The 24,763-nt window shown below is 72.3% G+C and carries 25 protein-coding genes; 9 read left to right on the top strand and 16 right to left on the bottom strand.

Features of this window, described 5'->3' with window-relative positions; genetic code table 11:
• Positions 1-31 precede the first annotated feature (31 nt).
• From IE109_RS07525 to IE109_RS07505, 5 genes are all read right to left on the bottom strand, one after another.
• Positions 32-1,495, bottom strand: coding sequence for a DUF4407 domain-containing protein (locus IE109_RS07525; RefSeq protein WP_189549954.1), 1,464 nt, complete (start codon positions 1,493-1,495; stop codon positions 32-34).
• Complete coding sequence (locus IE109_RS07520; protein ID WP_189549953.1) at positions 1,488-2,561, bottom strand: hypothetical protein; 1,074 nt, start codon at positions 2,559-2,561, stop codon at positions 1,488-1,490. The genes IE109_RS07525 and IE109_RS07520 overlap by 8 nt, the downstream gene beginning before the upstream one ends.
• Positions 2,558-4,891 (bottom strand): hypothetical protein, encoded by a 2,334-nt coding sequence (locus IE109_RS07515; RefSeq protein WP_189549952.1) that lies wholly within the window; start codon positions 4,889-4,891, stop codon positions 2,558-2,560. Before IE109_RS07515 ends, IE109_RS07520 begins: the two co-directional genes overlap by 4 nt.
• Positions 4,884-5,669 carry a hypothetical protein gene (locus IE109_RS07510; protein ID WP_229890706.1) on the bottom strand — a complete coding sequence of 262 codons (786 nt, stop codon included), beginning with the start codon at positions 5,667-5,669 and terminating at the stop codon, positions 4,884-4,886. The genes IE109_RS07515 and IE109_RS07510 overlap by 8 nt, the downstream gene beginning before the upstream one ends.
• Before the next feature lie 135 nt (positions 5,670-5,804).
• On the bottom strand, positions 5,805-6,428 hold the full coding sequence (locus IE109_RS07505) for a Crp/Fnr family transcriptional regulator (protein ID WP_229890704.1): 624 nt from the start codon (positions 6,426-6,428) through the stop codon (positions 5,805-5,807).
• Positions 6,429-6,802: 374 nt separating this feature from the next.
• Between IE109_RS07505 and IE109_RS07500 the strand changes: the two genes are divergently transcribed.
• The 3 genes from IE109_RS07500 (at position 6,803) to IE109_RS07490 (ending at position 10,095) form a co-directional block, all read left to right on the top strand.
• The gene (locus IE109_RS07500; RefSeq protein ID WP_373297651.1) at positions 6,803-7,276 is read left to right on the top strand and encodes a DUF7144 family membrane protein; all 474 of its coding nucleotides are present in this window, start codon (positions 6,803-6,805) and stop codon (positions 7,274-7,276) included.
• Between the two features lie 127 nt (positions 7,277-7,403).
• On the top strand, positions 7,404-9,215 hold the full coding sequence (locus tag IE109_RS07495) for a S9 family peptidase (RefSeq protein WP_189549949.1): 1,812 nt from the start codon (positions 7,404-7,406) through the stop codon (positions 9,213-9,215).
• 22 nt (positions 9,216-9,237) lie between these two features.
• On the top strand, positions 9,238-10,095 hold the full coding sequence (locus tag IE109_RS07490) for an SURF1 family protein (protein WP_189549948.1): 858 nt from the start codon (positions 9,238-9,240) through the stop codon (positions 10,093-10,095).
• Between the two features lie 280 nt (positions 10,096-10,375).
• Here the strand turns inward: IE109_RS07490 and IE109_RS07485 are convergent, their stop codons facing one another.
• The 7 genes from IE109_RS07485 to IE109_RS07455 all read right to left on the bottom strand — a co-directional run bounded on the left by IE109_RS07485 (position 10,376) and on the right by IE109_RS07455 (position 16,844).
• A complete protein-coding gene (locus IE109_RS07485) occupies positions 10,376-11,566 on the bottom strand; it encodes a hypothetical protein (RefSeq protein WP_229890702.1) in 1,191 nt (396 codons plus the stop codon).
• Entirely contained in the window at positions 11,563-12,264 is a 702-nt protein-coding gene (locus IE109_RS07480; RefSeq protein WP_189549947.1) for a SigE family RNA polymerase sigma factor, read from the bottom strand. Before IE109_RS07480 ends, IE109_RS07485 begins: the two co-directional genes overlap by 4 nt.
• Positions 12,265-12,558: 294 nt before the next feature.
• A complete protein-coding gene (locus IE109_RS07475) occupies positions 12,559-13,617 on the bottom strand; it encodes an aspartate-semialdehyde dehydrogenase (protein WP_189549946.1) in 1,059 nt (352 codons plus the stop codon).
• A gap of 16 nt (positions 13,618-13,633) precedes the next feature.
• Positions 13,634-14,905 (bottom strand): aspartate kinase, encoded by a 1,272-nt coding sequence (locus tag IE109_RS07470; protein WP_156693136.1) that lies wholly within the window; start codon positions 14,903-14,905, stop codon positions 13,634-13,636.
• 230 nt (positions 14,906-15,135) lie between these two features.
• Positions 15,136-15,795, bottom strand: coding sequence for a DUF5063 domain-containing protein (locus IE109_RS07465; RefSeq protein WP_189549945.1), 660 nt, complete (start codon positions 15,793-15,795; stop codon positions 15,136-15,138).
• The gene (gene recR / locus IE109_RS07460) at positions 15,788-16,387 is read right to left on the bottom strand and encodes a recombination mediator RecR (RefSeq protein WP_189549944.1); all 600 of its coding nucleotides are present in this window, start codon (positions 16,385-16,387) and stop codon (positions 15,788-15,790) included. Before recR ends, IE109_RS07465 begins: the two co-directional genes overlap by 8 nt.
• Positions 16,388-16,502: 115 nt before the next feature.
• Positions 16,503-16,844 (bottom strand): YbaB/EbfC family nucleoid-associated protein, encoded by a 342-nt coding sequence (locus IE109_RS07455; RefSeq protein ID WP_073756841.1) that lies wholly within the window; start codon positions 16,842-16,844, stop codon positions 16,503-16,505.
• 272 nt (positions 16,845-17,116) lie between these two features.
• Here IE109_RS07455 and IE109_RS07450 point away from each other — a divergent pair, with 272 nt between their 5' ends.
• The gene (locus tag IE109_RS07450) at positions 17,117-17,866 is read left to right on the top strand and encodes an SLATT domain-containing protein (protein WP_229890700.1); all 750 of its coding nucleotides are present in this window, start codon (positions 17,117-17,119) and stop codon (positions 17,864-17,866) included.
• Positions 17,867-17,884: 18 nt separating this feature from the next.
• Here the strand turns inward: IE109_RS07450 and IE109_RS07445 are convergent, their stop codons facing one another.
• The 3 genes from IE109_RS07445 to IE109_RS07435 all read right to left on the bottom strand — a co-directional run bounded on the left by IE109_RS07445 (position 17,885) and on the right by IE109_RS07435 (position 20,833).
• Positions 17,885-18,535 carry a putative DNA-mimic protein gene (locus IE109_RS07445; RefSeq protein WP_189549943.1) on the bottom strand — a complete coding sequence of 217 codons (651 nt, stop codon included), beginning with the start codon at positions 18,533-18,535 and terminating at the stop codon, positions 17,885-17,887.
• 168 nt (positions 18,536-18,703) lie between these two features.
• A complete protein-coding gene (locus IE109_RS07440; RefSeq protein ID WP_189549942.1) occupies positions 18,704-19,393 on the bottom strand; it encodes a GntR family transcriptional regulator in 690 nt (229 codons plus the stop codon).
• Positions 19,394-19,459: 66 nt separating this feature from the next.
• A complete protein-coding gene (locus IE109_RS07435) occupies positions 19,460-20,833 on the bottom strand; it encodes an aspartate aminotransferase family protein (RefSeq protein ID WP_189549941.1) in 1,374 nt (457 codons plus the stop codon).
• Between the two features lie 209 nt (positions 20,834-21,042).
• On the opposite strand from IE109_RS07435, the gene IE109_RS07430 reads away from it, so the two are divergent.
• The 3 genes from IE109_RS07430 to IE109_RS07420 all read left to right on the top strand — a co-directional run bounded on the left by IE109_RS07430 (position 21,043) and on the right by IE109_RS07420 (position 23,111).
• Positions 21,043-21,648, top strand: a complete 606-nt coding sequence (locus IE109_RS07430; RefSeq protein ID WP_189549940.1) for a type 1 glutamine amidotransferase family protein — start codon at positions 21,043-21,045, stop codon at positions 21,646-21,648.
• Positions 21,645-22,139: a MarR family winged helix-turn-helix transcriptional regulator gene (locus tag IE109_RS07425; protein WP_189549939.1), complete on the top strand. Its 495-nt coding sequence runs from the start codon at positions 21,645-21,647 to the stop codon at positions 22,137-22,139. Before IE109_RS07430 ends, IE109_RS07425 begins: the two co-directional genes overlap by 4 nt.
• A gap of 180 nt (positions 22,140-22,319) precedes the next feature.
• Positions 22,320-23,111 carry a putative protein N(5)-glutamine methyltransferase gene (locus IE109_RS07420; RefSeq protein ID WP_189549938.1) on the top strand — a complete coding sequence of 264 codons (792 nt, stop codon included), beginning with the start codon at positions 22,320-22,322 and terminating at the stop codon, positions 23,109-23,111.
• Here IE109_RS07420 and IE109_RS07415 read toward each other — a convergent pair.
• Positions 23,089-23,523: a hypothetical protein gene (locus IE109_RS07415; RefSeq protein ID WP_189549937.1), complete on the bottom strand. Its 435-nt coding sequence runs from the start codon at positions 23,521-23,523 to the stop codon at positions 23,089-23,091. The genes IE109_RS07420 and IE109_RS07415 overlap by 23 nt on opposite strands.
• A 156-nt stretch (positions 23,524-23,679) precedes the next feature.
• Here IE109_RS07415 and IE109_RS07410 point away from each other — a divergent pair, with 156 nt between their 5' ends.
• Entirely contained in the window at positions 23,680-24,516 is an 837-nt protein-coding gene (locus tag IE109_RS07410; protein ID WP_189549936.1) for a helix-turn-helix domain-containing protein, read from the top strand.
• The gene (locus tag IE109_RS07405) at positions 24,513-24,749 is read left to right on the top strand and encodes a DUF397 domain-containing protein (RefSeq protein ID WP_189549935.1); all 237 of its coding nucleotides are present in this window, start codon (positions 24,513-24,515) and stop codon (positions 24,747-24,749) included. The genes IE109_RS07410 and IE109_RS07405 overlap by 4 nt, the downstream gene beginning before the upstream one ends.
• Positions 24,750-24,763: the final 14 nt, after the last annotated feature.

Raw genomic sequence — 24,763 nt, 5'->3', positions numbered from 1 at the left:
GTGGGTGCGGGGCGGCCGCGGTGTCGATGTGTCAGAGCGCCGACGAGCGGCGGATCTCGTCCTCCAGGGCGTTCACCGCCTGCCGGACCCGGATGTTCATCTCGGCCGTGTGCTCCCGGAACGCCGCCTCGGACTCGGCGCGGTGACGCCGGACCTCCTGTTCGATGGAGTCCCGGGCGATCTCCAGGTTCGCCACGGCCCGGCGTTCGGCGAGCCGGACCTCCTCCTCGTGGATCTTGACCGCGCTGTTGCTCGCGCCGGTGAGCATCCGGTCGTAGGCCGACTCGCCGCTCAGGTACTTCACCAGCACGGGAAGCATGTCGAGAAGGACGAACAGCAGGCGGACCAGCCAGATGCCCACGAAGAGCACCGGGTTCCCGACCGCGAGCTGATCGAGCGCCCGCATGCGCTCCAGGACCCCGATCTCCTTCTGCTTGGCGCGCTCCTGGTCCAGCCTCCGCTCGATGCCCTCGGCCCGTGCCTTGAGGAAGGCGCCGCGTGACACGGTCTGCTCGGCCTCGATCTCCGAGACGCGGCTGTTCATGCCGGCCAACCGCTTCTCGTTCTGATCGGTGCGGTGGGTCGTGCGGTAGTCCTGGGCCTTGGCCCGCAGGCGCAGGCACTCCGACGTCCGCTGATACAGGTTCGTCCCGGCCATGCGGATCAGCCGCCGGCACTCGTCCCGCACCTCGGAGTCGAGGGCCTCCAGCCTGGCGGTGTCCTGGTCCACCCGCTTCTGCAGGACGGCGGCGTCCGAGCGCAGGGCGGCCAGTTCCTCGGCCGCCTCACCGGGCGTGGCGCCGAAGACGAGGACGTACGTCTCACCGCACCCCGCCGGGGCGAGGGCCCGCGTCGTGGACGGTACGGGGTTGCAGCGGACCAGGTTCGTCCGCAACCGGTCGACCGCGTCGGTGCGTTCATCGGCGACGTGTTGCTCGATGGCCGTCTGGAAGATGCGGAGCACCAAGGGCTCCGCGATCACCGCGCCGAGCATCAGGGCGATCAGCAGGCGCATCAGGAGGGGCCCGACCCGTCGCCGCGCGTTCGGCTGGGGAGTGACCAGCCAGCGGTCCAGGTTGAGCACGAACAGCATCCAGATGACCGTCGGGACGAGGGCCACGAGCGAGACCCGGCCGAGTGCCTCGGTCGCGAAGTTCCACATGGAGAACGCCGCGATGACGGACGTGCCGAGCACCACCCCTCCGAGGGCCGTGTACTTGCTCCGCTCGTACCCGACCCTGGCCAGCAGTTCCTCGTCCACGCCGGTCAGGACGCGGAGCCGTCGTGCGGTGTCGAAGCCGGCGGGGCGGCGGACGGCACGGGCGGCGCGGGACCCGTCGCCGGCGCCGCGGACGGCGGGGCCGGTGCCCGTCGTGCGGCCGGTGACGCGGTCGTACGGAGCAGGGGCGCCGGGAGCGGCGTCAGGGCCCTGGCCAGGTGCCGGTCCATGGACCGGGCCGGGGATCGTCGCGTGGTTCGTCAGCAGCTCAGTCAACGAGATCGTCCTCGTCCTTGACGAAGCCCGCCCGCGGGTCCCGCGTACCGTCCCGGCCCGTCGTCCCGTGCCCGGGGCGTTCCGGTCCGGCACCGACCATGCGGGGAGCGCCGGCGGCGGGGGCGACGCCGGGCGCGGCCCGGCCGCCCGTCTCCCGCAGGACCTGTTCCAGGACCTGGTGGTAGTCCACGTACTCGCTGCCGCCCATCTGCCGCAGCAGCGTCAGTACGGTGTCCCGGCGCATCTGCGCCTCCGCCGTCTCCCGTGCCTGTGCGTGGGCCCGGTCCGACGTCCTCTCCTCGTGACGGCGGCCCGACTCCTCCACGGTGGCCCGGTGGATGCGGGCCGCCGCCTCGGTGACGTCGATCTCGTTCCGGGCGATGCCGAAGGCGTCCACGTGGTCCGACCCCTGGGAGAGCAGTTCCGCGATCCGCAGCGCGTCCTGGGTCTCGAAGTCGCGCTGTCCGCGCTGGAGTTCCCAGGAGCGCCGCTCGTCACGCAGCTTCTGCTCCCAGTCGCGCAGGTCGTCCGACGCGTGCACCTCCGCGCTGACGAACTCGACGCTCATGCCCGCGACCCGCGGCGGCACGATCGCGCTGTACGCGGTCAGGCGGTGGCCGACCTGGGTCCGCACCGCGTTGACCTCCTCCACGCGGTGTCCGGCGCTCACCCTCGGCAGGTCCCCGTCCCCCATCAGGTAGGCCCGCAGCGGGACGGTGACGTCGATGACGCCCTGCCGGGCGATGACGGTCGGGTCGGTCACCTGGCACGTGAACGCCGCCCGGACCGTGAAGTTGTCCGCCTCGCTGACCGACGGGAGCGTGCGCTCGACCTCCACCAAACGGGCCCGGGTGTCGACCAGGCTCACCGAGGAGGCGTCGAGTACGTCGGGATGGGCGGGGTCGAAGACCATGCCCTCGGGGAACGTGCGGTAGTTGCCGCCGACCCTGAAGACGTGGACCGCGCCGGGCGGCAGCTGCGGCACGTCGTCGCGGCGCCGGCGCCGGGACCACCAGGTGCCCTGGACCGCGGCCAGGATGTGCTCGGCGATGACCGGGTAGTTCACTTGCTTCGGCCTCCTTGGGCGGAGAGGAAGGGAGAGGAGGGTATGAGGGACGCGGTGAGGCGTCCGGAGTCCACCGGCGCTCGCCCGCGCAGTGAGCCGATGAGCACCTGCGCCAGTCGGCGGGCGCCGGGGATGGCGTAGTCGGGGTGCCTGAGGGCGATGGACAGGTGGTGGCACAGCGCGGACCACTGGCGCCCGCTCATGGCCGCGCGCATGGCCTCGCCGAGCTCGTACACGGCGCCGGTGACGGAGGGGTCGTCGCGCAGCTGCACCAGCGTCCGGCACAGCGCGCGGACCGCCCGGCTCCTGTTGCCGCTGTGCAGGACGTCCGCCCACAGCGACCCGAGGTGGCGGGCGCTGCCCGGGACGGTGCGCAGGAGTGCGGCGGTGAGGGGTTCGGACGAGTTCAGCTCGGCGGCCTCCACAAGCTGGAGGGCGGTCCGCAGGGCGATCGACCGCTCCCGGGACCCCTTCGCCGTCCTCGCGAGCACGGTCCGCACGTACCGGAGGATGAACACCGCACGGTCCGGCTCCTGCTCGGCGGTCTGGAGCAGCAGGACCAGTGAGCGGTGGGCCGCCACCGCGATCCGCTCTCCGCGCAGGGTGAGAAACGTCAGCATCCCGAGCGCGTCAAGGCGGTAGAGGGAGCCCAGGCGGCCCGTCAGCGCCATGGCCGCCGTCACGGCGCGGCCCTGGCCGCTGTTGTGCGTCCAGCCCAGTGCGATGTTCAGGGCCTGCGGGGCGAGGTGCTCGACGTCGCACATGAACTGCAGCGTCAGCGCGGCGGTCACCCGCTGGCTGGTGAGCCCCTCGGACCATGCCGTCAGCATGTTCTCGTCGACCTCGACGAGCGCGTGCCGGGCGAGCAGCGCGACGCCGCGGGCCACTTCCGTACGGGTCTCCAGGTCGCCCGTCAGGGCCAGGTCGCCCAGCCACCGTCGCAGGGGGTACCAGAGCTCGTAGCCGTACAGGTCGTACAGCTCCTCGATGACGAACTCTCGGACCCGGGGGTCGGTGAAGACCAGGCGCCGCTCGCTGCGTCCTTCGTCACGGCCCGGCCCGGCCCGGCGCTCGACCGTCACGAGTCCCACCGCCCGTTCCTTCCACCGTGCCCGGGACTGCTGGGCCACCGCGCCGGGCGCGGTCTCCCTCGCCGCGCCGTCCGGTTCCCCGGCCGGTGTGTCCCGGCTCAGCTCCCAGTCGCGTACGTGGGCGACGAGCGCGGCGCACTCCTTCTCGAAGGTCCGTTCCGGGAGCCCTTCGAGGAAGGCCAGGGCGGCGAGCGGGATCAGGTCGTCCGCGGACGGCTGTTTGCGGAACAGTTCCCGGACCAGTTCCCGGCAGCGGTCGCGCAGGGTGTCCAGGGCCTTCTCCGGACCTTCCCGGGACAGGGCCACCGCTGCGGCGACGATGTCCGCCGGCCGCCGCCGCTCGCCGACCCGCTCCCGCAGCTCCCGCTCCGTCTCGGGTGCGATGTCCGCGTGCGGCAGCAGGTTCCGGCAGTGCTCGAACAGCTCCAGGGGATCGGGGGCCCGCCATGTCACGCAGTGGTCCCGCAGCGCGAGCCGCCGACGGGTGGCCTCACCCGCCGTGATCACCAGGTAGGACCCTTTGCGGCGCAGTTCCTCGCTCAGCCGCCCGATCGCGTACGCCTGCACCGCCTCGACGTTCAACTCGCCGACGTAGTCGAGGATGACGTATCCCTGGCCGGGCCTGAGGTCCTTCGACTGGGCGAGTTCGGCCAGGGCGTTGGCGGGCGACAAACTGCGCAGCCCGGCGTCCTCGCCCAGGATCTCCCGGAGCAGTGCGAGTGAGCCCGCCCTCCGGCCGCAGTTGTCCTGGCCGGTCAGCACGACCAGGGCGTTCTCCCGAAGGCGGGCCAGCGCCTCGTCGAAGCAGGGCTGCGGCGGGAGGTGGAAACGCAGGGCGCGGCCCGCCTCCTCGGGCTCGATGGTGCCGGGGGCGAGGCCGGGGGACGGGACGGCGCCGAACCCGAACGCCGCTCCGGACGCGTCGACCACGCCGTAGAAGTTGTTGTGGACGAGCTGGTGCACTCTGCGCAGATCGTCGTACCCCCGGTCGTCCTCCGCGCGTTCGTCCAGCTCCTGGAGCCGTCCGGGGGCCGCGTCCGAGCCGGAGTCGCGGGCGGAATCCGGATCACGGTCCGGATCACGCTCCGGATCACAGTCCGGATCACGGTCATGGCCGCCGTCCAGGTCACCGTTCGGGTCACGGTCCCGGCCGAGCGGCCCGATCTCCGGCTCCGGGGGCACCGGCGGAACGGCCGGTGCGTCGCCCGGGCCGGGTGCCTGGCCGGGTGCCTCAGCCATCGGCGCTCCCGAAGCCGAAGACGGCGCCCCGGGCGTTCACGGGCCCGGTGATGTTGGTGACGGCGATCCGGTCCGCCCGGTACTCGTGGTTCGGGCCCGCTCCCGTGCCCGCGCCCGCCCCCGTACCCGCGTCATCGGCCCCGGCCGCGGAGGCCGGACCCGGCCGGGCCGCCGCGGTGTCCCCCGCCGGCCTCCCGGTCCCCGCTGACCCTGGCCCGCGCGAGGCGGTGACCGGGGCGCCGAGTGTGGGGACGAGCAGCCAGGCCGGGGCCTCGTACCGCTTCTCCCGGACGGTGACGCGGGTGAAGTCCTCGGGGACCAGCGTCGTATGGCCGCCCATCACCGTGGACCGGAAGACGTCGTCGGACAGCAGCAGCACCAGGTCGGCCTCCGGGTGCGCGGCCAGGGCGTCGTAGAGCGGCCGTGCGCTCAGCATGCGCGCGGTGGCCACCACGGCGGTCCCCGCGAAGCCGTTGTCGGCCAGTTCCACCAGTCCCTGGTGGATGACCGCCCGCAGCCGCATGCGGGCCTCCGGCACGCGCTGGGCGTTGTACTCGCGCAGCCCGGCGGCGAGGTGGCGGACGTAGTCGTCGACGAGCCGGGGTTCCTGGCCGTCGACGGGCCGGACCGCCAACTGCTCGTCGCCCTTGCGCTGGATCTGCCACCGCTCGCGGTCCAGACCGGCTCCCGTGGCGGCGCGGTCGAGAAGCCGCGGCAGATCGTGCTGGATTCCGGACTGCCTCCGGTCGTTGTGGCGACCGTAGGCTTGCGCGTCCACGGCTATGCAGGTGCAGGGATAGAAATCAGGCCACGCAGCCACCCGATCATTTCCTCTCTGGGCAGGTGGTGGGCAGAGACTGCCCACGAAGTGCTGTCCGAGAGATTAGGAGGGGGCGCGTGAGGTGATCCCGTATCAGTACGGGTTGTCGGCGGCCACTTTGGCGAATTCGAGCAGCTTCGGAACGTCACAGATGGTTATGTTTCGATAGCTGCGCTCCACCAGTCCCTGTGCCGTCAGCGTGGCCAAGTTCTTTTCGGCCGTGTTGAGCTTGAGGCCGGCCAGGGAGGCCAGTTCCCTCTGTGTGAGGGTCACCCCGAGGTCGCACCGGGTGCCGTCGCTGTCCGGCGCGGGCTGGGCGTACGCCTGGCACAGCTCCGCCAGGACCCGCGCCAGCCGTGTCAGCGAGTCGTAGGCCTGGAAGTCGATCCGGCGGCGGTTGGCCCACCGCAGGCGTGCGCACAGCATGTGGAGCACGGCTCGCATGGCGTCCGGGTGCCGGGACAGGAAGCTTTCCAGCGTCCGCATCTGGATGATCCGCGCGGTGACGTCGCCGCACGCGACGACCGTGCCGGACCTGGGGCGTTCCTCGAAGGCGGCCATCTCGCCGACCAGGTCGCCCGCTATCCGGACGGCGAGCAGCATGTCGTAACCGCTCTCGGAACTGGCGACCACTTTCACGACACCGCTGGTGAGCAGCAGGACGTGCCGGCTCCCGTCGCCCTGGTGGAGCAGGGTGCGATGCGGCGGATAGGCCATGGGGGTGCCCTGGCTCAGAAGTTCTTCCCGGGTCGCGTCCCGCAACCGGCCGAGGAATGTGGATGGCGGCCACGCCTGATTCACCAGCACCCCCGACGATCTCCCTCCGCGGCGCGGCGCGCCTTTCGAGCCCGACCATGTTGCCGTCGGGCCGCGCGCCGGAAAACGGATAGGGCCGGATGTGGCCTGTTCTCATGCTTCACAGCCGGATTTGACCGAACAGACATTCCCGCGTCGGTTCGCATTCCCCGGCGGCATCCCCTGTCGTGTCCGGGCGACGTGCCCCCGGTGACCGGCCGGCCGCGCGGTCGGTGGGGTCGCCCGTTCGGAGGTGTCGGGTCGCCGGGTGGCGCGTGGGCGGGGACGCTCGGGGGATGAGCGATATGTCCGAGGGGCCGCAGGGCTCCGCGCACCACGCGTACGCCCATCACGCCGCTCCCGGCGAGTCCCGGGGCCGCGGCGGGTGGGCCACGGGCGGGGTCATGTTCGCCGGTGTGCTGATGATGGTGGAGGGCGTGCTCGGAATGCTCCAGGGCATCGCGGGCATCGCCGAGGACGACGTCTACGGGCGCGTCGGGCAGTACGTCTTCGCGTTCGACGTCAGCGCCTGGGGCTGGATCCACCTGGTGCTCGGCCTGCTGGTCGCCGTCATCGGCGCGGGCATCCTGAGCGGGGCGGAGTGGGCGAAGGCGATCGGGGTGGCGCTGGCCGCGCTCGCCGTGATCGCCAACTTCATCTGGCTGCCCTACCAGCCGGTGTGGGCCATCGTCTCGATCGCGGTCGCCGTCTTCGTCATCTGGGCGCTGTGCACCGAGGACACCGGTCCCGTGGCGCCCGGGAAGCGCTAGGGCGGGCGCCGGGCCCTGACCGCCCTGGGGGGGGGTGCGTCGGCGGGATCCGGCCCCGCGCCGGAGGTTGTCCACAGGTTGGGGACCGGGCGGACCGATTGTCAGGGCGATCGGGTTTCATGGACGCATGACTGAGCCGACAGATACGCAGACCGTGCCCGACTGGGAGAAGCGGTTCCGGGCTCCGCGGGTGTCCCTTCCCGAGTGGGCGTGGGACGCGCCGGGCAGGGCGTTGTTCGTGTCCAACGCGACCGGGACGTACGAGCTGTACGCGTGGGACCGGGACACCGGCGAGCAGCGGCAGGTCACCGACCGGCCGAACGGCACGACGGACGGGGTGCTGTCGCCGGACGGCGAGTGGATCTGGTGGTTCTCGGACACCGACGGCGACGAGTTCGGGGTGTGGATGCGCCAGCCGTTCGCCGGCGGGGAGGACGAGCCGGCGGCGCCGGGGCTTCGGCCCTCGTACCCGGCGGGGCTCGCGATCGGGCGGGACGGCACGGCGGTGGTCGGGCGGTCGACGGACGAGGACGGCTCGACGATCCATGTCGTACGGCCGGGGCTGCCGCCGGTGGAGATCTACCGGCACCGGGAGTCGGCCGGCGTCGGGGACCTGTCGCACGACGGGACGCTGATCGCGGTCGAGCACACCGAGCACGGCGACGCCATGCACGCGGCGCTGCGGGTGGTCCGGCCGGACGGCACCGTGGTGGCCGAGCTGGACGACACCCGGGGCGGGACGGAGGCGCTGGGGCTGAGCGTGCTCGGGTTCGCGCCGGTGGACGGTGACACCCGGCTGCTCGTGTGCCACCAGCGGCGGGGGCGCTGGGAGCCGCTGCTGTGGGACGTGGCGTCCGGCGCCGAGACGGAGCTGCGGCTGGACCTCCCGGGCGACGTGTCGGCCGAGTGGTACCCGGACGGGTCCGGGCTGCTGGTCGTGCACAGCTTCGAGGCGCGCAGCGAGCTGTGGCGGTACGAGATCGCCACCGGCCGGCTGGTGCGGGTCGACACCCCGGCCGGGTCGGTGTCGAGTGCGACGGCGCGGCCGGACGGGGCCGTGGAGTACCTGTGGTCGTCCGCCGAGCGGCCGCCGGTGGTGCGGTCCACGACGGGCGGCGTCGTGCTGGAGCCGCCGGGGCCGGAGGCGCCCGCGTCGGTGCCGGTGGAGAACGTGTGGGTCGAGGGGCCGGGCGGGCGCGTCCACGCGCTCGTGCAGCGTCCGGCGGGCGCGGAGGGGCCGCTGCCGACGGTGTTCGAGATCCACGGCGGTCCCACCTGGCACGACAGCGACGCCTTCGCCGCCGCCCCCGCCGCCTGGGTGGACCACGGTTACGCGGTGGTCCGGGTCAACTACCGGGGCTCCACCGGCTACGGGCGCGAGTGGACGGACGCGCTCAAGCACCGGGTCGGGCTGATCGAGCTGGAGGACATCGCGGCGGTACGGGACTGGGCGGTGGCCTCCGGCCTGGCCGACCCCGCCCGGCTGGTGCTCACGGGCGGCTCCTGGGGCGGTTACCTCACGCTGCTGGGTCTCGGCACCCAGCCGGAGTCCTGGGCGCTGGGCATCGCCGCCGTCCCGGTCGCGGACTACGTCACCGCGTACCACGACGAGATGGAGGCCCTGAAGGCGCTGGACCGGACCCTCTTCGGCGGGTCGCCGGAAGAGGTGCCCGAGCGGTTCGAGGCTTCGTCCCCGATCACCTACGTGGACCGGGTGCGGGTGCCGGTGTACATCTCGGCGGGCGTGAACGACCCGCGCTGCCCGATCCGCCAGATCGACAACTACGTGGACCGGCTCGCCGCCAGGGACGCGGTCCACGAGGTGTACCGGTACGACGCGGGGCACGGCTCGCTCGTGGTGGAGGAGCGGATCAAGCAGGTGCGGCTGGAGCTGGCCTTCGCGGCCCGGCATCTGGGGACCCGGGAGGAGGAGAGGTGACGGTGTTCCGTACCGTGGGGGTGTGTACCGGTTCCTGACGACGCCCCGCTGGTGGGGGATCAACATCTTCGTCGTGCTGGCGATCCCCTTCTGCGTCTTCATGGGGACCTGGCAGCTCGGCAGGTTCGAGGACCGCGTCGACTCGCACCAGGAGGCGGAGCGGCGGCCGGACCCCGGCTCGGTGAAGGCCGCGCCGCTCGACGAGCTGCTGCCGGTCGACAAGGAGACCTCGGGGCGCCATGCCACGGCGACGGGGCGGTACGGGGCGCAGTTCCTGGTCCCGGAGCGGCAGCTGGACGGCGAGGACGGCTCGTACGTCCTGACGCTGCTGCGCACCGGGAGCGGGAAGTCCCTGCCGGTGGTTCGCGGGTGGCTGCCCGCCGGCGGCAAGGTGCCGGCGCCGCCGGCCGGCGAGGTCACGGTGACCGGAGCCCTCCAGGCCTCGGAGCACACCGGGAGCGCCGGCGTGCACGCGTCGGGCGCCCTCCCGCCGGGCCAGGTCGGCATGATCAGCGCGGCGTCCCTGGTGAACGTCGTCCAGGACGACGTCTACGACGCCTGGGTGACCCTGACGGACGCCCCGGCGGGCCTGACCCCCGTCCCGGCGTCCGCCCCGGAGGGCAGCGGGCTGGACCTGAAGGCGTTCCAGAACCTCGGGTACACCGGTGAGTGGTTCGTCTTCGCGGGCTTCGTGCTCTTCATGTGGTTCCGCCTGTTCCGCCGGGAGGCCGAGCAGGCCCGGGACGAGGCCCTCGGCCTCGCGCCGGCCCCGGCCCCGGCGAGCCCGGCCGGTGCCCCGGCGAGCCCGGCGGCGGACGGGACCGGTCCGGTGGACGGGACCGGTCCGGTGGAGCGGGTGGAGTCGGTGGAGTCCGCGTAGCGCGGGGTGACGTTCGCGCGGCGGCGCCCACTGGAGGCGGGTTCGCGTGGCGGGTGCCCGCTGGTGAGGCGGCCCGCGCGTGGCGGGGCCCTGCTGGTGGCGGCCGACCTGCGCGTGGCGGGCGACGGCGTGGCGGTGCCCGCCGGTAGCCGGTGGCCCACGCGTAACGGGTCGGGGCGCCGGGGGGCGGGGCTTCCGTCGGCGCGACCGCCGCCCCGGAGGTGGCGCCGGTGAGCCCTCGGAGGGCTCGTCCCGCGCGGTCGCCCGGCGCCGCCGGGGCCTACGGCGTGGGCAGCAGGCCGGTCCGGTAGATGGTGCCGGCGCAGGCGTTGGGGATGGTGGCCTCCGCCGCCGGGGCGCCCGGTTCCGCGGTGTGCGTGACCGTGACGGCACCCTCCGCGCGGGTGCCCTCGCCGTCGTCCGCCTTGGCGAGCTGCGGCTCGACCGCCGCGCCCGCCGTGGTGTCCGAACCGGCCGAGTCCGACGCCTGGTCGTCCGCGGACGGCGTCGGGTCGGGCGAGGGTTCGCCGCCGCCGTTGGCACCGCCGGTGCCGCCACTGCCGCCGCCGCTCACCGGGCACGTCTCGCTCGGCACCCAGGCGAACTTCACCTCGTAGGCGTTCGAGGGCTTCAGCAGCAGGGGCGCCGACGACTCCTGGGACGGGTCGGGCAGCCCGGTCGCCGGGTCGCCCGCCGCATGGCCGACGACCATGATCTTCGCGGCGTCGGCCGCACCCGCCACCTGGAAGGCCACGCCGCCGGTGCCGGTGATCGAGCAGTCGGTTCCCGACACGTTGGCGATGCGGAAGGTCCCGTACACCTTGCCCTCGGCATCGGGCCGGCCGGCCTCCGCGGCGGCCACGCCGAGCTGGCCCGCCTCGCACACCGGCACGGTGTCCGGCACCGAACTGTCGGGCGCCGCCGTACCGCCCACGGTGCCGTCCGAGGTACCGGTCGCGGGCTCGCCGGGCGTGGCCGGGGTGTCCTCGCCGCTCTCGCCGGCGCCGCTCGTCCCCCGGCCGGTACCGGAGCTGGGAGCACCCGGTCCGCCTCCCGTGCCGCCGCTCTCGTCGCCCGTGCCGCCCTGGACCTGCTCGCCGTGGCCGGCGTTCACGGGGCGGTCGTCGGAGGTGCCGTCGGCGCTCGCGACATGCACGAACGCGGGCACCGCCGTGCCGAACAGCAGCGCCGCGGCGGCCACGCCCACCAGGGCCTGGCGTTTGCGCGCGCGCCGGGCGGGAACCGCCCGTCGGAGGTGGTCCAGGGTGCCGTCGGCGGGCTGGAGGTCCTGCACCGCGCCGTGCAGCATACGGCGCAGCGCCAGCTCGTCGACGCCGAACTCGTCATGGTCCGGGAGATCGTTTTCCGGCCCGTTGTTCACAATTTCGTTCCCAGTCCGGTCGTTCTCGTTCAACGGCCCGTCCGGCCCGTCGGGTCCGTCCTGCCCGAACCCGTGCTTGTGCTCCGTCATGCGGTGGCCTCCATGGCGACGCGCAGCGCCGCGATGCCACGTGACCCGTACGCCTTGACCGAGCCGAGCGATATGCCCAGCGTCTCCGCGACCTGTGCCTCGGTCATGTCCGCGAAGTACCGCAGGACCAGGACCTCGCGCTGGCGCCGCTGGAGGCCGCGCATGGCCTTGATCAGCGCGTCGCGCTCCAGCTGGTCGTACGCGCCCTCCTCCGCGCTCGCCATGTCGGGCATCGGCTTGGAGAGCAGCTTCAGACCGAGGATGCGGCGGCGGAGCGCGGACCGGGACAGGTTGACCACGGTCTGGCGCAGGTACGCGAGGGTCTTCTCGGGGTCACGTACGCGGCGCCGCGCCGAGTGGACGCGAATGAACGCCTCCTGGACGACGTCCTCGCACGAGGCGGTGTCGTCCAGCAGCAGCGCGGCGAGACCCAGCAGCGACCGGTAGTGGGCGCGGTAGGTCTCGGTGAGGTGGTCGACGGTCGTGCCCGCGATCACCGTCGTCTCGTCGGCGCTCTGGGCACCGCGCTGGGACGGGATGCGGGTCGTACGCCTAGCAGCGGGCATGGGCGCGATCACCGGCATGCCGCCGGGCTGACGGGGCCGCGGGCGCACCGCGCCCATGCCTGCCCCGGTCCCGGCTCCGGCCGCACGGGTGCGGAACGGAACCACCGCTGCGATGTCGAGTACCTCTGCCACGCCTGTTGGACACGCTTCCCCCCGTCAGGGTTGTACGCGCACGCAGCCGCTTTTGACGGTGCGACGTTTGCCCTCATGCGTACCCGCTCTTCCCCAATGCCCCGAATTGACGAGCGCCACGTAGGGGCGACCGCATAGACGCTTCCCGCCCGACCACCGGTTGCGGCAAGGGGAAAAGCATCGTCGAACATGCCATCGCCCCAGTTCAAGTGGCACCGGTCGAAGACTTGATCACAGGGCGTTCACAGATCCTACAAAGATCTGACGAGCCGTTCACCGCCGTTTACGCCGGGATCAGGCCGAGAACTCGGCGGCCAGCGCCTCGGCGATCTGCACGGCGTTCAAGGCGGCACCTTTGCGCAGATTGTCGCCGCAGACGAACATCTCCAGCGCCCGGTCGTCGTCCAGCGACCTGCGGACCCGCCCCACCCACGTCGGGTCGGTGCCCACGACGTCGGCCGGCGTCGGGAAGTCCCCGGAGGACGGGTCGTCGTACAGCACCACACCGGGGGAGGTCGCCAGGATCTCGTGCGCCCGGCCGACCGACACCTCGCGCTCGAAGCGCGCGTGCACCGAAACCGAGTGGGCGTTCACGACGGGGACGCGGACGCAGGTCGCCGTCACGCTCAAATCCGGCAGGTCCAGGATCCTGCGGGTCTCGCCGCGGACGCGCAGCTCCTCCGAGGACCAGCCGCCCTCCTGGAGGGAACCCGACCAGGGCACCACGTTCAGCGCGAGCGGGGCGGGGAAGGGCCCCGTGTCGTCGCCGACGGCCCGGCGCACGTCGCCCGGGCAGGTGCCCAGCTCCGTACCGGCGACCAGCGACAGCTGCTCGCGCAGCGCGGTGACCCCGCCGTGCCCGGCGCCGCTGGCGGCCTGGTACGCGGAGACGACCAGCTCGCTCAGACCGAACTCGGCGTGCAACGCGCCCACCGCGACGATCAGCGCCAGCGTGGTGTCGCCCGGGCACGCGATGATCCCGCGCGGGCGTACGCGTACGCAGTGCCGGTTGATCTCGGGGACGACCAGCGGGACGTCCGGGTCCTCCCGGAACGCCGGCGAGGCGTCCACCACCAGGGTGCCCCCGGCCGCGGCGACCGGCGCCCACTGGGCGGCGACCGCCTCCGGCACCAGGAACAACGCCACGTCGGCGCCCTTGAGGGCCTCCTCGGACAGCGCGAGCACCTCGACCTCCTCCCCGCGGACGGCCAGCTTGCGGCCGGCCGAGCCCGGGGAGGCGATCAGGCGGATGTCGCCCCACACGTCGGCGTGCTGCGACAGGATCTGGAGCATCACCGCGCCGACGGCCCCGGTCGCTCCCACGACCGCGAGCGCCGGCTTGCGGTGCGTCACCGGCTCCACCGGTTCGTCACCGTCCGGTGCCCCCGTACACCACGGCCTCGTCGGAGTCGGAGTCGAGACCGAAGGCGGTGTGGACGGCGCGGACGGCCTCGTTGACGTCGTCGGCACGGGTGACGACCGAGATGCGGATCTCGGAGGTCGAGATCAGCTCGATGTTCACGCCCGCGTCGGACAGCGCCTCGAAGAAGCCGGCGGTGACCCCCGGGTTGGTCTTCATGCCCGCGCCGACGAGGGAGATCTTGGCGATCTGGTCGTCGTAGCGCAGCGACTCGAAGCCGATGAGGGCCTTCTGCTTCTCCAGGGCGTCGATGGCCTTGCGGCCCTCCGCCTTCGGCAGGGTGAAGGAGATGTCGGTCAGCCCGGTCGACGCGGCGGACACGTTCTGCACCACCATGTCGATGTTGATCTCGTTGTCCGCGATGGTGCGGAAGATCGCGGCGGCCTCGCCCGGCTTGTCCGGCACTCCGACGACCGTGATCTTCGCCTCGGACGTGTCGTGGGCGACACCGGAGATGATGGCCTGCTCCACCTTGCGGTCCCCTCGCGGTTCGTTGCTGACCCACGTGCCCTGGAGTCCCGAGAAGGACGACCGGACGTGGATCGGGATGTTGTAACGGCGTGCGTACTCGACGCAGCGGTGCAGCAGCACCTTGGAGCCGGAGCTGGCGAGCTCCAGCATGTCCTCGAAGGAGATCCAGTCGATCTTCCGGGCCTTCTTCACGACCCGGGGGTCGGCGGTGAAGACACCGTCGACGTCGGTGTAGATCTCGCACACCTCGGCGTCGAGCGCCGCGGCGAGCGCGACGGCGGTCGTGTCCGACCCGCCGCGGCCGAGGGTGGTGATGTCCTTCTTGTCCTGGGAGACGCCCTGGAAGCCCGCGACGATGGCGATGTTGCCCTCGTCCAGCGCCGTACGGATCCGGCCCGGCGTGACATCGATGATGCGCGCCTTGTTGTGGACGGAGTCGGTGATGACGCCCGCCTGGCTGCCCGTGAACGACTGGGCCTCGTGGCCCAGGTTTTTGATCGCCATGGCCAGCAGGGCCATGGAGATCCGCTCTCCGGCGGTCAGCAGCATGTCGAACTCACGCCCGGCAGGGATCGGGGATACCTGCTCGGCGAGATCGATCAACTCGTCCGTCGTGTCGCCCATCGCCGAAACCACGACGACCACCTGGTGGCCGTTCTTCTTGGCATCGACGATTCGCTTGGCGACGCGCTTGATGCCCTCGGCATCGGCAACGGAGGAGCCTCCGTACTTCTGCACGACAAGGCCCACGTGCGCTCCTCGCTCAGTCCGTTTGCGGTCAGCTCAGTCTAACGAGCGGTCGGGAAACGCCCCCGCGATACCACATCGTGAGATGTCCCGCTCACGGCGTGATCATCGTGGGGCGCTTCACGCCGCTCCGCCAGTACCTGCCCGTCCCCGCGGGGCGTACGCGGAATGTGTGCCGGGTCACCCCGCCGGGTCGCGCCGCCACCGACCGCCCCCGCCGGGGCGCGCCGCGGCTACTTGACCGTGCGCATGCCGAGCGGGCCGAGGATCTCCTGGGCCATCACCCGGCCCGCCTCCTCCGCGAGGGCGTCCTCCGTCAGGTCCTCGTCCGTGTCGAGCCCGTCCAGCTCCTCCAGCGGCTGGTCGAGGCGCACGTGCGAGACCAGGGACTGGAGGGCCCGCAGGGTCGCCGAGGCGGTCGGGCCCCAGTTGGAGAAGTACGAGAACTGCCACCACCACAGGGCCTCTGTGGTGCGGCCCGCCCGGTAGTGGGCCAGGCCGTGGCGCAGGTCCATGACGATGTCGGCCAGGTTGTCCGAGATGCGGCACGGCACGGGCGCCTTGCGCGGCTCGTACGGGTCGAAGACCTCCGAGAAGACGTCGACCGGGTCGAGCATGGCCGCGAACCGCATCCGCAGCTCGTCGACGTCCACGTCGGGACCGGTGTCCGGTTCGTACCGCTCCTCCGGGATGATGTCCTCGTGCGCGCCCAGCCGGCCGCCGGTGAGCAGCAGCTGGGAGACCTCCAGCAGCAGGAACGGAACCGCGCTGTCGGGTTCGTCGCCCTTGGCCACTTCCGTGGTGGCGACGATGAAGGACTCGATCGAGTCGGCGATCTGGACCGCGAAGCTGTCGGGGTCCAGCGAATGCGCGTGCAGTGTGGCGTCAGACATCGAGGAGTCGTCTCCCTTCGAACGCTCGCCCGAGCGTGACCTCGTCGGCGTATTCCAGGTCTCCGCCAACGGGAAGTCCGCTGGCGAGGCGCGTGACCTTCAGGCCCATGGGCTTGACCATGCGCGCCAGGTACGTCGCGGTGGCCTCCCCCTCCAGATTGGGGTCGGTCGCGAGAATCAGCTCGGTGACCGTTCCGTCCGCGAGCCGGGCCAGCAGCTCGCGGATCCGCAGGTCGTCCGGGCCGACGCCCTCGATCGGGCTGATCGCGCCGCCGAGCACGTGGTACCGCCCACGGAACTCGCGCGTCCGCTCGATCGCGACGACGTCCTTCGGTTCCTCGACCACACAGATGACCGCGTCGTCGCGGCGCGGATCCCTGCAGATGCCGCACCGCTCCTCCTGCGCGACGTTGCCGCACACCGCGCAGAACCGCACCTTGTCCTTGACCTCCAGGAGGGCATGGGCGAGGCGGCGTACGTCGGTGGGCTCGGCCTGCAGGATGTGGAAGGCGATCCGCTGGGCGCTCTTGGGACCGACGCCTGGCAGCCTGCCCAGCTCGTCGATGAGGTCCTGAACCACGCCTTCGTACAACGGAACGCCTCTCGTGGAGTGCTGTGATGCTTACGGTAGTTGCAATGCGTACGGGTTAGAAGGGCGGGAGCCGGGGCCGGTCCCCTCCCGCCCGGCCGCCGGCACCGGGCGGCGCCTAGAAGCCCAGGCCAGGGATGCCGCCGCCGCCCAGGCCCTGGGCCAGCGGACCGAGCTTGGCCTGCTGGAGCGCCTGCGCGTTCTCGTTCGCGGCCTGGACGGCGGCGACGACGAGGTCGGCGAGGGTCTCGGTGTCCTCCGGGTCGACCGCCTTCGGGTCGATGACCAGGGAGCGCAGCTCGCCGGCACCGGTCACGGTGGCCTTCACCAGGCCGCCACCCGCCTGCCCGTCGACCTCGGTCCGCGCCAGCTCCTCCTGGGCGCGGGCGAGGTCCTGCTGCATCTTCTGGGCCTGCTGGAGGATCTGCTGCATGTTGGGCTGGCCACCACCGGGAATCACGGTCACTCCTGGCATTTCGACGACAGGTATTCGGTAAGCCGAGCCTACGTGGTCGTCGGACGGTCTGCCCCATCCACCGGCCTTCACTCCTTCGGGTGGAATCCCGGCGCGCCCCCTAGCTGATCAAGCCCCTCTTGCGGGCGGAAATACCGGGATTCCGCGCTTCCGGCCCACCATTCGGCGGTAGGAAAGGCATGCGCACCAGTACGCACACGCGCATCGCACCGCCCGCACGTTACGGATTGTCACGCAGAGCGCAGAGGAGTGCCCCGGTGAGCCAGCCGGAGATGCAGCCCGGGGGCCCCGCCCGGGGGGAGGGCGACAGCCAGGACCGGTACGGCGGCCCCGGTGGCGATCTGACCGGGCGGCCCTTTCCGCTCGGGGACTGGGGCGAGCCGGCGGAGCGGCTGGACGAGCTCTACCGCTGGGTCGAGAGCCATGCGCTGCGTACGGCCGACTGGTACCTGGAGGGCCGCGCGTGGAAGCGCCGGGGCGCCCGGACCCTGCGGATCGGTACGGCGCTGGGCGCGACCGTCGGCGCCGGGCTGCCGCTGCTGGACCTGACCGGTGCCCTGGATGGGGCGTCGGGCTGGGGGTACCTGTCGCTGCTGCTGGCCGCAGCGTGCCTGGCCTGCGACCGGTACTTCGGCTTCACCTCCGGGTGGATGCGGGACGTGGCGACGGCCCAGGCGGTGCAGCGGCGTCTGCAGGCGCTCCAGTTCGACTGGGCGGCGGAGAGCATCCGGGAGGTGCTGGGCCCGACGGAGGGCACGGCGAGCGAGGCGGCGGAACGGTGCCTGGGGGTGCTGCGGCGGTTCTCGGAGGACGTGACGGAGCTGGTGCGGGCGGAGACGGCGGACTGGATGGTCGAGTTCCGGTCGGGGCCCGCGCCGCTGGTGATGCAGTCGACGCTGGCCTGCGCGCCGCCCCGGACGGAGGGCGGCCACCCCGCCGGGCGGTTCCCCCTGCCCCCGGGCACCCGCCCCAACATGCCGCGCCAGCGCCCGCCGGAGCCCCGCTGACCACCGACCCGCTGGGGGTCAGCTGAAGATGATCATCGAACCCTGGCCCAGGCTGCGCGTGGCCGCCGCGTGGAGGCCGAGCCAGACGTGCCGTTCGCGGGCGAAGGGGCTCTCGTCGTGCGGGATCGGCCCTGCGGGCTCCTCCAGGGCGGTCGGGCGCTCCGGGGGGCGGGGTGCGGCCGGGGGGTTCGCCGGGTCGATGCCGATCGACGGGGCGACGTACTCCAGCTCCCGGAGCAGGCCCTGGGCGGAGCCCAGCGGGCCGCCGCCCGACAGCAGTTCCTCGTTGGACAGCGGGGTGGGGAAGTCGACGGGCACGTAGGCGCCCGCGTGGTCGTAGTGCCACACCAGGTGCGACTGCTGGGCCGTCGACTCGAACATCTCCAGCAGCTGCTCGTAGTCCCCGCCCAGCGCGTCGACGGGCGTGACGGCGAGGCCGCAGATCTGGAGCAGGTAGGCCCGGCGCAGGAAGTGCAGGGCGTCGTAGTCGAAACCGGCCACCGGTGCGACGTCGCCCGACAGGCCGGGCATGTAGGCGAAGACGGGCACGGTCGGCAGGCCCGCCTCGGTGAGGGCCTGGTCGTACACGGCGATCTCTTCGGCGAAGGGGTTGTCGGGGCTGTGGCACAGCACGTCGACGAGGGGGACCAGCCACAGGTCACAGGCCAAGGGACACTCGCTCTCCTTAAGTGACGCACGCGGTCGCGCGCATACGGCGGTGGTGAGGGCCGTGTCCACGGCGGTGCGGGCCGGGGGCACGGCGGTGGCGGGCGGGACGGGGCGGTGCGCGGCGCGGGTGCACATCCCATACCCACCCGCCGTCGGTGGTAAGAGCCGTCAGCGCGGCCCGTCCTTCCTGTCCAGGTGGTCCGCCCACCGCAGGGAGTGCGCGTTGTACCCGTCGATGGCCGCCATCACCGCGTCCGGGTCGCCCAGCGTGACCGCGTCGACCAGTGCCTCGTGGCCGTTCCACAGCCAGGCGCCGGGGTCGCGGGCGTTCCGCAGGTGCGGGACGGCGAACACCCACGCCTGGACGCGCAGCCGGTGCAGGAAGTCGGCGATGTAGCGGTTGGCCACGAAGCCGCTGAGCTCGCGCCAGAACCGCAGGTCGTACCCGATGAGGATGTCCAGGTCACCGGCGCGCGCCGCCCGCGCCGCCTCCTCGGCCCGCCGCCGTACCGACACCAGCGGCGTCCCGTGCGGGTGGAGCGCTCCGACCCGGTCGGTCAGGCGCCGGAAGACGCCGTCCACGATCAGCGCGCGGGCCTCGACCATGCCCCGGTAGTCGTCGACGGAGAACCGGTGGACGCGGAAGCCCTTGTGCTGGTCGGAGTCGAGGAGCCCCTGGGCGGTGAGGTCGACCAGCGCTTCCCGTACGGGCGTCGCGGACACCCCGTACTGCTCGGCGATGTGCTTGACCGTGAACTCCTGGCCGGGCTGGAGACGCCCAGCGAGCACTTCGTCACGCAGCGCGTCCGCGATCTGCTGCCGCAGGGTGTTGCGGGTCACGGCTCCGCTCGCGGGCATGGCTTCTGGCCCCCTCCGTCCGGTTCCGCACACCTTAAGCCAGGCGGAGGGGGCGCTCGGAGGCGGTTACACGGTGTACTCGTCGGCGACCGCGAGCGCCGCGTCGAAGGCGGCGAGACCCTCCTTGGCCTCCGCCTCGGTGATGTTGCAGGCGGGGACGGCGTGGGTGCGGTTCATGTTGATGAAGGGCCACAGGCCGTTCTTCTTGCAGGCCGCGCCGAAGGCCGCCATGGGGGCGTTCGCCTCGCCGGTCGCGTTGTACGGGACGAGCGGCTCGCGCGTCTCCTTGTTCCGCACCAGGTCCAGCGCCCAGAAGGCACCCAGGCCCCGCACCTCGCCGACGGAGGGGTGGCGCTCGGCAAGTTCGCGCAGGCCGGGGCCGAGGACGTGCTCGCCGAGGTGGGCGGCCCGCTCGACGACCTTCTCCTCCTCCATGGCCCGGATGGTGGCCACGGCGGCGGCGCAGGCGAGCGGGTGGCCCGAGTAGGTGAGGCCACCGGGGTAGGGCCGCTTGTCGAAGGTCGCGGCGATCTCCGCCGAGATGGCGACGCCGCCGAGCGGCACGTAGCCGGAGTTGACGCCCTTGGCGAAGGTGAGCAGGTCGGGCGCGACGCCGTAGTGCTCGGCGGCGAACCACGCGCCGGTCCGGCCGAAGCCGGCCATGACCTCGTCGAGGACGAGGACGATCCCGTACCGGTCGCAGATCTCGCGTACGCCGGGGAGGTAGCCGGGCGGCGGGGTCATGATGCCGGCGGTGCCGGGGACGGTTTCGAGGATGATCGCGGCGATGGACTGCGGGCCCTCGAACGCGATGGTGTCCTCGAGGTGCCGCAGGGCCCGCTCGCACTCCTGCGCCTCGTTCTCGGCGTGGAACGGTGAGCGGTAGAGGAACGGCGCCCAGAAGCGCACGACGCCGGCGGACGCGGTGTCGGAGGCCCAGCGGCGCGGGTCGCCGGTGAGGTTGATCGCGGTGGAGGTGGCGCCGTGGTACGAGCGGTATGCGCTCATGATCTTGGGGCGGCCGGTGTGCAGCCGGGCCATCCGGGCGGCGTTCTCGACGGCCTCGGCGCCGCCGTTGGTGAAGAAGATCTTGTCGAGGTCGCCCGGCGTGCGCTCGGCGATGAGGCGTGCGGCCTCGGAGCGTACGTCGATGGCGAAGGCGGGCGCGAAGGTGGTCATCCTCGCGGCCTGCTCCTGGATCGCCGCGACGACCCTGGGGTGCTGGTAGCCGATGTTGGTGTAGACGAGGCCGCTGGTGAAGTCGAGGTAGCGGTTTCCGTCGTAGTCCCAGAAGTACGCCCCCTCGGCGCCGGCGACGGCGAGCGGGTCGATCAGGCCCTGGGCGGACCAGGAGTGGAACACGTGCGCGCGGTCGGCCGCCTTGACGGCGGCGCCGGTCTCGGGATCGGCGTGAGGGGCGGGATCGGCATGAGGGGTCATGCCGCACAGGGTAAGGACGTGCTGATGGGCGCCGGTATGGCCATCTTGTATGCCGGAAGGCGCGGAGGTCGGCAGGGTGTCGGGCGTGAGCCCTCGGAAGAGGTATTGACAGCATCCTGTCGAAGTGACAGCATTCTGTCATAGCTCGGCGGACCGCTCAGGGCCCAGCCACCCCATCCAGCCGAAGACGCGTGCACCAGGAGGCCACCATGCCCGGCACCGACGACCGCAGGACCGTCCATCTCGCCGTCTACGACACGCTGGCCGACTGGGAGACCGGCCACGCCACCGCCTGGCTGGCCCGCAGCGGCTTCGAGATCCGCACGGTCGGCCCCACCACCGACCCGGTGACGAGCATCGGCGGGCTGCGCGTCCTTCCCGACCTGGCCCTGGCCGACCTGCGGCCCGAGGACAGCGCGCTGCTGATCCTCCCGGGCGCGGACCTGTGGGACGCGGGTGACGAGCTGGCGCCCTTCGCCGCCACGGCGCGCGCGTTCCTCGACGCGGGGGTGCCGGTGGCCGCGATATGCGGAGCGACGGCTGGTCTGGCCCGGGAGGGTCTGCTCGACGACCGGCCGCACACCAGTGCCGCGCCCTTCTACCTCGCGGCCACCGGCTACAAGGGCGGCGAGCACTACGTCGGAACGGACGCGGTCACCGACGGCGGCCTCATCACGGCCGGGCCCACGGAGCCGGTCGCCTTCGCCCGCGAGGTCCTCGGGAAGATGGGCGCGTTCGAGGGCAGGCGGCTCGACGCCTGGTACCGGCTGTTCCACCACTCGGACGAGGCCGCCTTCGAAGAGCTGAACGCGTGACCCGCGCGGAACGGGAATTGCAGGACCTGCTCAGCCGCACGGCGCTCGGCGTGTTCCGGCTCAACGGCCAGTTCCTCGCCGTCTCGGAGAAGCTGGCCAGGCCGGCCGGGCTCACCGCCGCGTGGTGGCAGGTCCTCGGGGCCGTGCTGGCCGAGCCGCTGCCGGTGTCCGGGATCGCCCGCGCCATGGGCATCACCCGGCAGAGCGTGCAGCGGATCGCGGACCTGCTGGTCCACGAGGGCCTGGCCGAGTACCTGCCGAACCCGGCCCACCGGCGCGCCAAGCTCCTCGCCCCGACGCACCTGGGCCGGGTGACGGTCGCCCGCATAGAGCCCGGCCACGCCGACCTGGCGACGCGCCTGGCCGCCGCGCTCGGCGAGGAGGAGTTCGCCGAGACGGCGAGCGCCCTGGAGCGCCTGTCCGCGGCACTCGACACGGTCGACGCCGCGGGCCCGGGAGCGGCGCCCTCAGCCGGTACGGCGCGTTCCTGACGAACCGTAGGGCCGCCACGGGGCCGTCGGGTAATGTTGCCGCGTTCAGCAGGAGACCCACCGAGGAGGTGAGACCCATCAACGCCAGGTCAGGCAGGGCTCTCCCCTCCCACCGCTCGTAGACACGGGTCACGAGTCGCACGGGAGCGCCCTTCGGAGTCCCGAAAGGCTTCCGCTTCCATGTCCGCGTCACCGGTTCCCCCGTCGTTCTCCACCACCGTCACCAGGCTGCGCGCCGCCGGCTGCGTCTTCGCCGAGGACGAGGCGGAGTTGCTCCTGTCCACCGCCCGCACACCGGACGAACTCGACGCCATGGTCGAGCGCCGCGCCGCCGGGCACCCCCTGGAACACGTCCTCGGCTGGGCCGGGTTCCACGGCCTGCGGATAGCCGTGGACGAGGGGGTGTTCGTCCCGCGCCGGCGCACCGAGTTCCTCATCACCCGCGCCAAGGCCCTCGCCCCGCCCCGGGCCGTGGTCGTCGACCTCTGCTGCGGCACCGGCGCGCTGGGCGCCGCGCTGGTGGCGGCGCTGGACCGGGCCGAGTTGCACGCGGCCGACATCGACCCCGCCGCCGTGCGCTGCGCCCGGCGGAACGTCACCTCGGCGGGAGGGCGGGTGTACGAGGGCGACCTGTACGACCCGCTCCCGGCGGCGCTGCGGGGCCGCGTCGACGTCCTGCTCGCCAACGTGCCCTACGTCCCCACCGGCGAGGTGGAGCTCCTGCCCGCCGAGGCGCGGGTGCACGAGGCGCGCGTGGCGCTCGACGGCGGCGCGGACGGGCTGGACGTGCTGCGCCGCGTCACCGCCCAGGCCGCTGCCTGGCTGGCACCCGGAGGCAGCCTGCTGTTCGAGACCAGCGAACGCCAGGCGTCCGCCGCGGCGGCGGTCGTCGCCGGGGACGGGCTCGTCCCGCAGGTCGTGACCTGCGAGGACCTGTACGCCACGGTGGTCATCGCGACTCGGGCGGCGTAGCGGTCGCCCGCGCGACGGCCACCAGCGTCGCGAGCAGCAGATACGGGTGGACGAACCGGCCGGGTGCGGTCGGCGGGCACCGCCACGCGAGCGGCCAGGTGCGCCCGACGAGGGCCGGGACGGGTACGTAACTCACGGCCCAGCGAGCGGCGTTGAACGGCATCGCACCGGGCGGCCAGGCGCGGCCCGCCGAGCCGCCCGGCGGGAGGAGGAAGTACACGCCTCGCCGTCCGTTGGCCTCGATGACGACGGGACCCGGGTCGCCGCCGGTCAGGTGCTCCAGGAGGTCGGCGGCCCGGCGGCCGTCGTCCCCGTCGACGCGCACGGCGTCGAATTGGACGCCCGCTTTGCGGAGTTGGAATCCGGAGGACGGAATCCATTCGATGTTCGGGTGGCAACTTGGCGCATTCACAGGGACATCGTGGACCGCCACGGCTAGCGTTCTGCACGATTGCGGAGGCTCGTCGAACCCGCGTTGACCTGCGAAAACGACGTCATGCCGCAGTCGAATCCGACGGGGATGGGTTGTGACCGGTTGAGACTGGTCGAATCGAGGTGGTGACGCACTTTGGCGCGAACCGAGAACAAGGAGACGGCGGGTCCGGCGACGCGGCTCGTGGCGGACATGGCGCGCAAGATGCGTGTGAGGAAGGGATGGACCCAGGACCAGCTCGGCAGGGAGATCGGCTTCACGGGCGCGGCGGTGAGCGCCATGGAGACCTGCGCCCAGCCGGCGAGCGACGCGATGCTGGTGCAGCTGGAGAAGGTGCTCGGTGACGGGCTGGGCCTGTTCGAGCAGGCGCGGATGTACGTGCGGCTGGACAAGTATCCGGAGCAGTTCAAGAACTACGCGCTGCTGGAGCAGAAGGCGGTGAGCCTGTCGCTGTACGCGACGCTGGTGGTGCACGGGCTGTTCCAGACGGAGGCGTACGCGCGGGCGCTGATCGGCGGTGGGTACCCGCCGCTGCCGGAGCGGCGGGTGGAGGAGCTGGTCGAGGCGAGGATGGCACGCAGGGAGCTGTTCGAGCGGGAGCCGGTGGCGCTGATCGAGCTGGTGCTGGAGGAGTCGGTGCTGCGGCGGACGATCGGGAGCGCGGAGGTCATGCGGGGGCAGTTGCTGCACCTCGCGGAGTGCGCGCGGAGGCGGAACGTGACGGTTCAGGTGCTGCCGCTGGACTGCGGAGCGAGTGGGGAGCACGCTGGCGACCAGGGCGACATCAACCTGGTGGAAACCCCAGAGCACGACCACCTCGTCTACCTGGAGATCCAAACCGAGAGCCTGCTGATCAAGGACCGGGCGAAGGTCAGTACGTACGGCCAACGCTATGCGAAGATCCGAGCACAGGCCCTCGACACCCGGGAGTCGCTGGGCCTCATCGAGCGGTTGGCAGGAGAGAAGAGATGAGCAGCACCCTACGGTGGTTCAAGTCCAGCTACAGCGACAGCAGTGGCGGCAACTGCGTCGAAGTGGCCTTCGACTGGCGCACTTCCTCGTACAGCAGCTCCAGCGGCGGCGAGTGCGTCGAGGTGGCCGCCTGCCCCCACGCCGTCCACGTCCGGGACTCCAAGAACCCGGGCGGTCCCGTCCTCGCCGTCGCCCCGGCGGCCTGGGGGTCTTTCCTCGGCTGGGCCGAGTAGGGTTGTTCGTAGAA

This window comes from Streptomyces lavendofoliae, assembly GCF_014649735.1.
Lineage (GTDB): Bacteria > Actinomycetota > Actinomycetes > Streptomycetales > Streptomycetaceae > Streptomyces > Streptomyces lavendofoliae.
The sequence above is the reverse complement of the archived record's forward strand: the minus strand, read 5'-3'. Positions and strand labels throughout refer to the sequence as shown.

Excerpts from the sequence above, each read along its gene's own strand:
- IE109_RS07500 (WP_373297651.1), top strand. The coding sequence starts at position 6,803 with ATGAGCGATATGTCCGAGGGGCCGCAGGGCTCCGCGCACCACGCGTAC.
- IE109_RS07485 (WP_229890702.1), bottom strand. The coding sequence starts at position 11,566 with ATGACGGAGCACAAGCACGGGTTCGGGCAGGACGGACCCGACGGGCCG.
- IE109_RS07420 (WP_189549938.1), top strand. The coding sequence starts at position 22,320 with ATGTCCGCGTCACCGGTTCCCCCGTCGTTCTCCACCACCGTCACCAGG.
- IE109_RS07495 (WP_189549949.1), top strand. The coding sequence starts at position 7,404 with ATGACTGAGCCGACAGATACGCAGACCGTGCCCGACTGGGAGAAGCGG.
- IE109_RS07505 (WP_229890704.1), bottom strand. The coding sequence starts at position 6,428 with ATGGCCTATCCGCCGCATCGCACCCTGCTCCACCAGGGCGACGGGAGC.
- IE109_RS07440 (WP_189549942.1), bottom strand. The coding sequence starts at position 19,393 with ATGCCCGCGAGCGGAGCCGTGACCCGCAACACCCTGCGGCAGCAGATC.
- IE109_RS07465 (WP_189549945.1), bottom strand. The coding sequence starts at position 15,795 with ATGTCTGACGCCACACTGCACGCGCATTCGCTGGACCCCGACAGCTTC.
- IE109_RS07515 (WP_189549952.1), bottom strand. The coding sequence starts at position 4,891 with ATGGCTGAGGCACCCGGCCAGGCACCCGGCCCGGGCGACGCACCGGCC.
- IE109_RS07405 (WP_189549935.1), top strand. The coding sequence starts at position 24,513 with ATGAGCAGCACCCTACGGTGGTTCAAGTCCAGCTACAGCGACAGCAGT.
- IE109_RS07430 (WP_189549940.1), top strand. The coding sequence starts at position 21,043 with ATGCCCGGCACCGACGACCGCAGGACCGTCCATCTCGCCGTCTACGAC.
- IE109_RS07435 (WP_189549941.1), bottom strand. The coding sequence starts at position 20,833 with ATGACCCCTCATGCCGATCCCGCCCCTCACGCCGATCCCGAGACCGGC.